This window comes from Corallococcus exiguus, assembly GCF_009909105.1.
Lineage (GTDB): Bacteria > Myxococcota > Myxococcia > Myxococcales > Myxococcaceae > Corallococcus > Corallococcus exiguus.
Genome location: NZ_JAAAPK010000010.1, coordinates 81053 through 93142 on the forward strand (window position 1 = coordinate 81053; position 12090 = coordinate 93142).

General features: G+C 71.8%; 5 protein-coding genes. All 5 read left to right on the top strand.

Annotation, left to right across the window (positions count from 1 at the left end):
• The first annotated feature begins 166 nt into the window (after nucleotides 1–166).
• Nucleotides 167–3505 carry a response regulator gene (locus GTZ93_RS31275; RefSeq protein ID WP_139922659.1) on the top strand — a complete coding sequence of 1113 codons (3339 nt, stop codon included), beginning with the start codon at nucleotides 167–169 and terminating at the stop codon, nucleotides 3503–3505.
• Nucleotides 3502–5340 carry a sensor histidine kinase gene (locus GTZ93_RS31280; RefSeq protein ID WP_139922656.1) on the top strand — a complete coding sequence of 613 codons (1839 nt, stop codon included), beginning with the start codon at nucleotides 3502–3504 and terminating at the stop codon, nucleotides 5338–5340. The genes GTZ93_RS31275 and GTZ93_RS31280 overlap by 4 nt, the downstream gene beginning before the upstream one ends.
• Nucleotides 5341–5372: 32 nt before the next feature.
• Nucleotides 5373–6371 (top strand): FecR domain-containing protein, encoded by a 999-nt coding sequence (locus GTZ93_RS31285; protein WP_139922654.1) that lies wholly within the window; start codon nucleotides 5373–5375, stop codon nucleotides 6369–6371.
• Nucleotides 6372–6554: 183 nt separating this feature from the next.
• The gene (locus GTZ93_RS31290; RefSeq protein ID WP_139922651.1) at nucleotides 6555–8459 is read left to right on the top strand and encodes a hypothetical protein; all 1905 of its coding nucleotides are present in this window, start codon (nucleotides 6555–6557) and stop codon (nucleotides 8457–8459) included.
• Nucleotides 8460–8482: 23 nt separating this feature from the next.
• On the top strand, nucleotides 8483–12088 hold the full coding sequence (locus GTZ93_RS31295) for a flagellar motor protein (RefSeq protein WP_261778918.1): 3606 nt from the start codon (nucleotides 8483–8485) through the stop codon (nucleotides 12086–12088).
• The last annotated feature ends 2 nt before the right edge of the window (nucleotides 12089–12090 follow it).

The following is a 12090-nucleotide window of genomic DNA, read 5'->3' on the forward strand; positions in this document are numbered from 1 at the left end:
GCTCTGGCGGTGATGGGCAACAGAATTTCAGTGCCCCATGCTCCCTGAACATACGTGTAGAGTCAATCTGTTCAGTACCCCCACCCATACCCGCCGTGCTGCCCCCCGCCCGACCTTCTCGCGGCTTGAGGAGGTGCGTTGATCTCGGCGTACACTTGGCACCGCCGTGTCCGACCTCCGCCACACGCTGCTCTTCGTCGATGACGAGGCCGACGTCCTGGACATCCTCAGCCGGATGTTCCAGCGACGTTACCGCGTCCTCACCGCTCCCCACGGCAAGGCAGCCCTGGAAATCCTGCGTACTGAGTCCGTGGACGTGCTCGTCACGGACCAGCGCATGCCGGAGATGACCGGCATCGACCTGGTCAACGCCGCCAGGGCGGAGGGCATCGACGTCACCACGTTGCTGCTCACCGCCTACACGGATCCGCAGGACATCATCGCGGCCATCAACCAGGGCCAGGTGTACCGCTACGTCACCAAGCCCTGGGACGTGAACGACCTGCTCATCACCGTGAAGAACGCGGTGGAGTTCGCCCAGCTCAAGAAGGACAAGGAGAAGCTCATCCGCCAGCTGCACCAGCGGGTGGAGGCCCTCTTCGTCCTCTATGAGGTCAGCCGCGCCAGCGCGAACGACCCGGCCAGCTACGACGCCATCATCGACCGCGTGCTCACCGCCGTGGCCCGCGTGCTGCCGTACGACTGCGGCGCGGCCCTCATCGCGCCGGACGGGCAGCGGGGCGCCACGCTGCGCCTGCGCTGCGTGGGCAACGTGGGTGAAGAGGCGCTGCTGGGCGTCAAGGAGTCCATGCTCGGCGCGTACCGCAAGAGCAGCGGCCTGACGCTGCCGGAGGACCGGGTCATCACCCGCGTCACCGGCACCACCACCAAGGACTCCTCGTCCCCCGTCGTCTACCCCAACCAGCTCACGGTGAACCTCACCGCCGCTGGGAAGCCCGTGGGCATGCTGTCGCTGTTCTCCCACCGCGCGGACGCGTTCACGGAGGACGACGGGCTCTTGCTGGACGTGCTCGCCAACCAGACGGCGGACGCCATCCAGTCGCTGCGCTCCGCGGAGGAAGAGGCCCGACACCGCATGGAGCGCATGGTCGCGTCCATGGCGGACGGCGTGGTGCTCACCGACGAGAAGAACGACATCGTGGTGATGAACCCCGCGGCCCGCCGCATCCTGCACGCGGGGGAGGAAGGGGAGGGGCCCTCCAACCGGCTCCTGGAGGAGCGCCTGGGCTTCCAGCCGTTCCAACTGGTCCGCAACCTGGAGTACAGCGGCCACCAGGTGCTGCGCGAGGACGTGAAGCTCTTCGAGCGCACCGTGCAGACCACCGTGACGCCCGTCAACGACGCGCGCGGCACCCTGCGCGGCGTGTGCGTGGTGCTGCGAGACATCACCGACCAGAAGCGGTTGGAGGAGCGCAAGGACACCTTCGTCTCCATGGTGAGCCACGAGCTGCGCACGCCGCTCACCTCCATCACCGGCGCCCTGGACCTGGTGCTCAACCGGATGGCGGGGGACATCAACGAGCGGCAGCACCGCTACCTGTCGCTGGCCAAGGACTCCGCGGAGAAGCTCAACAGCATCGTGGATGACCTGCTGGACCTGTCGAAGTACGCGCAGGGCCGGCTGAAGATGAGCTTCGAGCGCATCTACCTGGAGGAGCTCGTCCAGCGCGTGGTGGAGAAGTACGGGCCCGCCTTCGCGGAGAAGCGCATCCGCGTGGTGCCCCTGCTGCCCCAGCACCCGCTGCGCGCCATGGTGGACCCCAACCGCGTGAACCAGGTGCTCAACAACCTGCTCAACAACGCGGTGAAGTTCACGCCGGACGGCGGCGAGGTGCGCGTGGAGCTGCGCGCCACGTCCAGCCTGCCCGGCTACGTGGTGCTCTCCTGCTGGAACAGCGGCGACCCCATTCCGGAAGAGAGCCTGGAGCGCATCTTCGACCGCTTCGAGCAGGCCCGCACCCAGGCGAACCGCACCGTGCGCGGCACCGGCCTGGGCCTGCCCATCTGCCGCAACATCGTGGAGGCCCACGGCGGACGCATCTGGTCCGAGCCGTCCCACAACGGCGTGCGCTTCATCGCCGTGCTCCCCACGGAGCCGCCCCAGGACGTGCTGTCGCAGGCGACCGTGGACACGCTCCTGCCGTCGCCGCAGCCCATCCGCGCGGACTCTCGCGGCAAGGTGCTCATCATCGAGGGCGAGCCCGAGGTGGGCCACATCATGAAGGCGCTGCTGGGCGCCCGGGGCTACCGCGTGCGCCTGGCGGGCTCCGCGGAAGAAGGACTCTCCGCCGCTCGCAACCTCCACCCGGACGTGGTGCTGGTGTCGGTGCGGCTGCCGGACGTGGACGGCCTGCGGCTGGCGGAGATCCTCCGGAATGATCCGGAGACGCGCCGCGCGCCGCTGCTGCTCACCTCCGCGTTCGACGAGCGCCAGCGCGCCTTCCGTGCCGGCGCGGACGCGTTCCTCGTGCGCCCCCTGGCCGGCGACAAGCTGCTGGCCACGGTGGACTCGCTGGCGCGGGGCCGCGCCGGGGCACAGCACGGTCGCGTGCTGGTGGTGGACGACGACGCGAAGATCGCCTCCATCTGCCGCGAGGTGCTGGAAGGCCTGGGCTTCGAGGTCGGCGTCGCGCACACCGTGGAGGAGGGCCGGCGTTCCCTTCGCGAGCGCAGGCCGGACGCGGTGCTGCTGGACGTCACGCTGCCGGACGGCGACGGGTTCGCGTTCCTGGAGGAGATCAAGGCCGAGCGCGCCAGTGGCCACATCTCCGTCATCTTCATCTCCGCTCGCACGGAGACGTCGTCCAAGGTCCGCGCGCTGAAGCTGGGCGGAGACGACTACATCACCAAGCCCTTCGACGCGCTGGAGCTGGGCGCGCGCGTGGAGAGCATGCTGCGGCGCAAGGAGCAGGAGCTGTCCTCGTCGCCCACCACGCAGCTGCCGGGCTCCACCGCCATCGAGCGGGAGGTGCAGCGCCGGTTGACCGCGCGCCAGCCGTTCGCGTTCTGCTACCTGGACCTGGACAACCTCAAGGCCTACAACGACTACTACGGCTTCGCGAAGGCGGACGGCGTGGTGCGCCAGACGGGTGACCTGATGCGGGAGGTCTTCCAGCAGGAAGGCGGCCCGGGGGACTTCCTGGGCCACGTGGCCGGCGACGACTTCGTCTTCATCACCTCCGTGGAGTCCGTGGACCGGGTGTGCCAGCGGGCCATCGAGCAGTTCGACCGCATCATCCCGCTCTACTACGACCGGCAGGACCGGGAGCGCGGCCACATCGAGGCGGAGGACCGCTTCGGGGAGAAGCGCGAGTTCCCCATCATGAGCGTGTCCGTGGTGGCGGTGATGACGGACGGCGTGGCGCATGACCACGCGGAGCTGGCGCGCCGGGCCGCGGACATGAAGAAGCGGGCCAAGGCGATTCCCGGCTCCGTCTTCCTGCGCAGCGACTTAGAGCGCGTGGTCCGGTCCGTCACCGGATGAGGCTCTACCAGCAGCTCGTCCTCTTCATGCTCGCCGCGACGGTGCTGCCCCTGGCCATCGTCGGCTTCCTGCTGCTGTCGCGCTCGGAGCACGCGCTGGCCCAGCGCATCGATGAGCAGCAGCGTGCGCTCGCCACCGCCACCGCCGAGGCCGTGGAGGCGAGCCTGATGGAGGTCGTCAACGGCCTCGCCCGCTCCGCGGAGCTGTTGCCCTGGGAGCGCGCCACGCCCGAAGAGGTGCGCGGCATGCTGATGCTCCTGTATGGCCAGTCCACCTCGGTGAGCGCGGTCATCCAGGCGGACTCGAACGGGCAGCCCCTGGGGCCCGCCGTGTTCCGGAGCGCGGAGCCGTTGGAGCGCCATCCCGCCTTCGACGCCGCGAACGTCCGTCAGCTGGCGCACGCGGTGCCGGTGGAGAACTTCCGGGACGGTGGCAAGGGCCAGGCGGCGCTGGGCAGCGCGTATGTGCACCCGGGCTCGGGCGTGGCCGCCGTGGCGGTGGCGGTGAAGCTGGGGGCCTCGGAGGACGCGCCCTACGCCATCGCGGAGCTCGTCTTCACGCAGTTGGAGGCGCTGCTCGCGCGGCGCGCGATTGACGGACAGCGGCTGGACGTGGTCGACGCCGAAGGGCGCGTCGTGGCCAGCTCCCAGCCCGCGCGGCGCATGGCGGCGCTGGAGCCCGAGCTTCGCACCTCGCTGGAGTCCGCCCTGGGCGCGGAAGGCGGGCGCAGCTTCCAGCTGAAGGACCCCGCGCGCCGGGTGAGCGTGGCGTGGGTGAACACGCTGGAGATGGGCGTCGTCGTGACGGAGGACGAGGCCCTGGCGCTGACGCCCGTGCGGGAGCTGCGCACCACGGTGCTCGCGTCCGTGGCGGGCGCGCTGGTGGTGCTCCTGGCGCTGGGCGCGCTCTTCACCCGGCGGCTGGACCGACGGCTCGCGGACGTGGTGCAGGGCGCGGAGGCCTATGGCCGAGGAGAGCTGGAGCGCCGCCTTCGCGTGGAGGGTCAGGACGAATTGAGCGAGCTTGCGTCCACCTTCAACCGCATGGGCGCGGAGCTGGAGGCGTCTCGCTCGCGGTTGATGAGCTGGAACGACGATTTGCGTGTCCGGGTGGAGGAGGCCACGGCGGACCTGCGCGCGGCGCAGCTGCAACTGGTGGAGGCGCAGAAGCTGGCGGCGGTGGGCCAGCTGGGCGCGGGCGTGGCGCACGAAATCAACAATCCGCTGGCCGGCATCCTGGGCAACGTGCAGCTGCTGCTCCTGGACCGCGAGGCGGATGACGTGGACTTCGAAACGCTGCGCAAGATCGAGCAGAGCGCCAAGCGCTGCAAGGACATCACCCAGAACCTGCTGCGCTTCTCCCAGCAGCGCGAGCGCCCGGACCTGCGGCCCATCGACCTGAACGCGGTGGTTCGCGACGCGCTGAGCCTCACGGAGAACCAGACGCGCGGGGAGGGCATTGACCTGGTGACGGAGCTGAGCGTGGAGGTGCCTCGCGTGAAGGCGGACCCCGGGCACCTGTCGCAGGTGGTGCTGGCGCTCTTGTCCAACGCGCGCACCGCGATGCTGAAGACGCCGGTGAAGCGGCTCACCCTGCGTACCGGGGAGCGCGACGGGATGTGTACCCTGGAGGTGGAGGACACCGGCAGGGGCATCGCGGAGAACATCCGGCCGCGCATCTTCGAGCCCTTCTTCACCACCAAGGACATCTGGTCCAATGTGGGCCTGGGACTGAGCGTCGCGTGGCGCATCGTCACGGAGGCCGGGGGGACGCTGGAGGTCCGCTCGGAAGAAGGGCAGGGAGCCCGGTTCACCGTGGTGCTGCCCCGGGCATGACGCCCGCCGCGTGTGGTAGCTAGGACCTTCGCATGGCTGCTTCTCCATCCCACAGGCGACAGGCTCCGTTCCTCATCGGGCTCGTGCTCATCCTGGCCGCGCTGCCGGTGGGCTGGTTCGTCTTCCTGCGGGAGCCTCCCGCGCCGCTGCCGCCGCCCGAGCCGCCCCGCCGCGTCGTCACGGATGCGGAGGCGGAGGCGAAGAAGGCCGTGGAGCTGGTGCTGAGCTCCTTCGAAGGAACCGTGGACGTGAAGCACGGCGAGGCCGGGACCTGGGAGCCCGCCAGCAAGGACATGCCGCTGCGGCCCACGGACGTGGTGCGCACCGGCCGCGGATCCTGGGCGGTGCTGCTCAACGGCGAGTCCGTGGAGCTGCGCATGGAGGCCGAGACGGAGATCTCCGTGGAGGAGATCTCGAACGAGCTGTCGAAGGTGATGCTGAGCAGCGGTCTGGCCACCGCCACCGTGCGAGGCCGTCCCAACGTGCGCCATACCTTCGTCCTGAAGGCGAAGAACGGCAACGCGGAGGCCAGCACCTCGCAGGGTACCTTCACCATGAGCAACAACGGGACTGGCACCGTGAGCGTGGGCACGCGTGAAGGTGACGTGAAGCTGTCCGACAAGGAGGGCAAGTACGTCATCGTCCGCGCCGGCCAGCGGTCCATCGTCCGCCCCGGCAAGGGGCTCTCTGAGCCGGAGCCCATCCCCAGCACCGTGTTCCTGAAGATGGAGTGGCCCACGGGCGAGCAGCGCCAGCGCGAGGTCACCGTTGTCGGCCGCACGGATCCGTTCAACCGGGTGACGGTGGACGGCGTCAGCGTGTTCGCCAACGAGGCTGGGACGTTCAAGCTCGACGTTCCGCTCGCGGAGGGCTCCAACCTGGTCAAGGTGGCCGCCGTGGGCGTGGGCGGCGCGCGCCAGGACGAGCAGCACGAATTGACCCTGGTCCCGCCGCCGCCTCCTCCTCCGCCTTCGCGGAAGAGGCCGGGGACAATCGAGGTCGACGCCGGAGGGATCTGGGATCCTCCCTGATCCACCGGGTCGGCCTGCGGGTCCTACGCGGAGGACCTCACATGGCGGGTGGGGTGGTTTGACGGAAATGTCCGCGGGCCGGACGGAGAGCCCCTTCGCACGCCCTGCGGCACCAAAGTGGTGCAGTCCCGGCGGAGGGCCTTGTAGAGTTGGGAAGCCCTGGAACGTCTCCTGCTCTCCGCGATGGTCTTGTTTTGTGCCCCGGTCTGGGCGGCTTCGCTGGAGCTGCTCGGTCCGGACGTGCCCGTGCCTCCAGAGGGCTTCACGGTCGCGGTGGTGCGCCGGGACGCCGGAGGTCGGCCGGTAGCGTTCACTCCGTCGTCGGTGACGGCGGAGGGCGCGGAGCTCAAGCCCGGACCGGACGTTCCGCCGCTGCGCACCTGGGTCGTGGTGCCGAAGGCCCAGGCGCGCGAGGTGGTGGTGCGCGTGAAGGGGGACGGCGAGGAGGCCCAGGCCCGCTATGACGTGGGGCCGCCCGCGAGCCACATGGAGTTGTCGCTGGAACCCGCGCTGCCCGTGAAGGGGCGCGACACGGAGGCGACGCTCACCGTGAAGCGCCTGCGGCCGGACGGGACGCCGGATGACAGCGGCGCGCCGCCGGTGCTGCGCGCGAGCACCGGACAGTTGGAGGGGCTCAAGCACACCGGGCCGGGCACGTACACCGCTCGCTACGTGCTGCCTCCGACGCGCCTGCCCGAGGCGGCCATCCTGGTGGCGCTGTCCGCGTGGCCGCATCCACAGTCGGTGCATGGGGCGTACGGGCGGCTGCTGGTGCCGCTGGCGTCGTCGGTGAACCTGCCCGGCAAGAGCGAACCCGGAGGCCAGGTGTCGCTGGAGGTGGCGGGGACGCGCTTCGGGCCCGTGCCGGTGGACGCGGCCGGGCGCTTCGTGCTGCCGCTGGTGGTGCCTCCCGGCTACCCGCTGGCCCGTGGCGAGGTGAAGGACGAATCCGGCCACGTGGAGCGCATCAGCATCGACCTCCAGCTGCCGCCCACGGATGGCCTGGCGTGCGTGCTCAACCCGCAGCGGCTGCCCGCGGACGGCGTGTCCCAGGCCCGGCTGCTGTGCGCGACGAGTGATCCGAAGGGGCAGCCCGTCGCGGATGCGCGCGTCACGGTGAAGGCGAAGCACGGCCGGCTGGAAGGGCCCCGGCGCGACGCGAACGGCATGCTGGAGTGGCGCTACACGGCGCCGCGCACGCTCGCGGCGGATGAGCGCATCGAGGCGGCGTGGCCGCAGCGGGGCCCGGGGTCGCGCGAGTCGCTGCCGATGCAACTGGTGCAGGGCGCGGTGCGCGACGTGACGGTGTCGCTGTCCGAGCCGGTGGTGCACGTGGGGTCGGTGGCGCGGGTGGTGGTGGCGGCGCGGGACGCGGCAGGGCAGCCCCGGCCGGAGGCGAAGGTGGTGCTGACCCCGGCCGAGTGGACCGCGGGGCCGGCGGTGGAGTCCCCTCCGGGGACGTTCACGGTCCCGTGGACCGTTCCGGAGAACGGGTATCTGGTGAACGCGGACGTGACGGTGCGCGCGTACGGTCCGCTCGGGATGGAGCCCGCGCGGATCGCGGTGTGGCGGCAGGACACGGAACTCGTCGCGGGCGTGGTGGACCTGGCAGGCTGGCCGGTGCCCCGTCAGCCGCTGCGGGTGAACGGCGCGGCGCGGGTGACGGGGGAGGACGGGACGGTGTTCGTGGGCGGGCTGGTGACCGGCAAGGTGCGCGTGTCGCACGACGTGTGGCCGGGGCTCGACGTCACGGTGCACGTACTGGCCCCCCAGGGACCGGTGTTCCCGGAGTCCGCGCCGCTGGTGCCCGCGCCTGTCGTGGAGCGGGTGAAGCTGGCGCCGCCGCTGCCGGTCAACGTGCGGGTGCGCGTGGAGGGCCCCCGGGTGACGTGCTGGGTGGAGGACCCAAGCGGGCAGGTGCTGCGCGACCGCCCGGTGCACGTCGCGTTGTCCGAGGGCGAGCGGGGTGAGCAGTCCGTGCAGGATGGGCTCACGCGCTTCACCGTGCATGGCGCGAAGGGCCCCGTGAGCGTGTCCGTGGCGGACGTGCGCACCGGCGTGACGGCGGTGGAAGAGGTGCGGCCTTGAGGGCTGGGGTGTCGCGGAGGGCCTTGGGTCCGGGTACCACCGCGGGCTTCCTGCTCGCGCTGCTCCTGCTGTCGTCCGTGGCGTCCGCGCAGTCGCTGTCGTCGGACCTGCCGACGCAGGCGTCGACCATCGCCGGGCGCGTCTGCGTGGACGTGGACGGAGATGGACTCTGTGGGCCCGACGAACCCGGGCTCGCGGACGTGCGCCTGGTGCTGGCCACCGGCCGTGAGGTGCGCACCGATGCCTTCGGCCGCTACCACCTCACCGGCGTGGACTCGCGCGTGCCGGACCTCATCGGCGGCCCGCACCTTCGCCCCGGCCGCCATGCGCTGAAGGTGGATCCGCGCAGCCTGCCGACGTCCAGCCAGGTGGTCCCCCGCGTCGCGACCGTGGAGGTGCCCTGGGGCGCCGTCGCCCTCCAGGACTTCGCCGTGCGTCCGCCACCCACGCCCCCGCGCGCGGCCCCCACCTCCGAGCAGAGCCGTCCCCCGGAAGCGCGCGCGGCCGACAGCGGGAAGCTGCGCTTCCTCATCAGCGGCCAGGCCTCTCCCGGAGACCGGGTCCGCGCGGGCGACGTGGACGCCACCGTGGAGGACTCCGGCGCGTGGCTCGCGACCGTGCTGCTGACGCCGGGCTCGAACGTCATCTCCATCACCACCACCTCGCAGGGCGGCGCGGTGGAGTTCGCCCAGCAATCCTTCGACGTGGTTCGGCGCGGTGAGCACGGCTGGATCGTCATCCCTCACGCGAAGGAGCGCCTGGGCGCCATGCGCGGGCTGTCCCCGGACGTGCCCCTGCCCACGGGAGACACCTTCCTGCGGCTGGAGGTCGCCCCTGGTACCCAGGTGACGACCCCTGACACCCAACTCTTCGCGGGCCCCGACGGGGAGGTCCGCCTGCCCGTGCGACTCGTCCCGGGACGCAACACCGTCCGCATCTCGATGGCTCCGCCGCAGCGGTCCTGGAGTGCCGTGACCGTGACCGTCGAGGCGCGTGCCCAACCCTTCGTCGTGGGCCTGCTCGACGTGGAGGCCAGCATCGCGCCGGCCGGTGGTGGCTTCCGGTTGCGGGGACGCGGTGCCCTCCATGGCGAAGCCCAGCTGGGGCCCGTGCAGGTGGTGGGCGAGCTGGACCTCACCGACACCGACCTGCGCCAGTTGGACGACGCGCCGCTCGCGGACTGGCTGCGTCCCCGGAGGCCCGAGCGCTTCGACCGCTGGCCCGACCCCGACCTCGCCCCGGCGGAGTGGGGCGACAATTCCGTGTCCCTCACGCCCAACCCCGCGGAGGGACGCCTGCGCCTGGAAGCGCGGCACGAGCAGTACGGCCGCGCGGGCTTTGGCACCTATCGCGCGCTCCTGCAGGACCGCGAGGTGGGCCGCTACCACCGCCCCCTCTTCGGTCCCTACGCGGAGCTGCGCGAACAGCTGGGCCCCGTGAGCGTGGGGCTGGACGCCTTCGCTGGCGGGCTCGTGGACCCCACGCGTGGCCTGGCCGCGACGCCCGCGCACGAGGAGCTGAGTGCCACCGGCGGCAGCCTCTACTACCTGGGCGGCGGCATCGTGGCGGAGGGCTCCGAGCTGGTTCGCGTGGAGGTGCGGGACGGCGTCACCGGCCTGCCGCTGGGCGAACAGCACCTCATCCGGGGCCGCGACTACGAAATTGATTACCTGGCGGGCCGCATCCTCCTCGCGCGCCCGCTGTCGTTCCTCATCGGCGCGTCGCTCCTGCGCACGGACGCGCTCACCGAGACGCCGGCGCCGGTGCTCGTCGTGGACTACGCCGTGCTGCACACGGGGGATCCGCGCGACTCGGTGGGCGGCGAAGCCTGGGCGCGCTGGCGCGACTCCACCGTCGCCCTGGCCGCCGTGCGCGAGCGCCGGCTGGGAGCCCCCTTCCAGCTCCTGTCGGGGCGGGGACAGACGAAGCTGTGGGGATACTCGCTCCTCGCCGAGGCCGCGAGCAGCCGGGGCATCGCGGTGGAGCCCACCGTCTTCGGTGTGTCGGACGACGGCGGTCTGTCCTTCCTCCGCCCGGTGGGCACGCTGGACGACCACGGCGGCGCGGTGACCCTGCGCGTGAGTGGCCCCGGCGTGCTGGGCCCCGGGAAGGGGGGCTCCGTGGACGCCGCGTGGCGCGAGCGCTCGAGGGGCTTCTCCGACGGCGAGCACCTGGACGCGGCCCGCTTCCGGCAGCTGTCCCTGCGCGCAATGCAGCCCGTGAGCCCGGTGGCGATCACGCTCCTGGGCGACGAGCGGCGCTCGGCGGATCCGCGCCTGCCCTTCGAGGACACGCCCTTCGGTGCCCGCACGCTGGGCGCCGCCGTGGCCTATGAGCGCTTCGACGGAAGCGTGCGCCTGGAGCTGCGCGACAGCTGGCTGCGTGCCACGGAGGTGCCCGGGGAGGGCCCCGCGCTCGAAGGCGGCCGGACGTCCCTGGGCGTATCGGTGTCCCGCGTGCTGACGTCCCGCCTCACCGTGTCCGCGGCGCACCGGCAGCGGCTGCTTGAGCGCGGCGAAGGCCTGGGCCGGATGAACGACACGTTCACCTCCGCGGGCGTGGAGGTGCAACTGGACGACGCCGCCGCCGTGGGCGTGAAGGCCGGCTGGGGCCCGGAGCTGGGCCCCCAGGCCTGGCTGGATGCGCGCGTGCAGCGCGGCCGCGAGACCTACTACGGCGGCTACTCCGTGGACGTGGACGGGCCGGACTTTGGCGCGGGCCGCGCGGTGACGGGCGCTCGCACGGAGGTCGGGGATGGCACCACCTTGTTCGTGGAGGACGTGAGCGCGCACGACGCCATGGCGATGCGGCGGGCGCGCGCCGTGGGCTTCCAGTGGGCGGCGGGACAGAGTGGCTTCAGCGCGGGTGCCCGCTACGAGCGCGGCGTGCGCAGCCCGCTGGACATCCAGAGCGACCTCACGCGCGACGTGGCCAGCGTGTCCGCGCAGTGGCTGCGCGAGCGCTTCCGCGCGGACGTGCGCGCCGAGCTGCGCCATGAAGAGGGCACGCCCGTGCGTGGCGCCTCTGGCCCGGTGGACCGCACCCAGGTGGTGCTGGCGCTGGCCGCGGAAGGCCAGTTGATGAAGGACGTGACGGCTTCCGGACGGTTGGACTTCGCGCACACCGCGGGCCAGGAAGGGCTGGAGGCCCGGTTCGCGCAAGGGTTCGCGGCGCTCGTCTGGCGGCCCGGTCCCTGGCTGGTGGTGGCCCGCTACGGCCTCACGCGCGAGCTGTCTCCGGGTGCCCGCTTCGCCTTCGGAGACCGGATGCTCCAGACGGTGTCGCTGATGCCGGCGGTGCGGCTGGGCGAGCGGCTCTCCGTGGCGTCCGGCCTGCACGTCGGACGCTCCAGCCTGGGCGAGTCCTCGCGCTGGGTGTGGACGGGGACGCTGCGGCCCTCGGTGCGGCTGCTGGGCGGACTGGAGGTCGCGGTGGAGGCCGCCCGGCGTACATCGGCGGCGGACGACCAGGGCCTGACGGCGCTCCGGCCAGAGGTCGCTTACCGGCTGGACGAGCGCCTGCGGGTGGCCCTGGGGTACACGGTCCTGGGGTTCAGCGGCTTGGGTCTGGAGGCCGAATCGGAGGATGCTCCGGATCGCCTCTATCTCCGGGCGGAAGTGGCCTGGTAGGC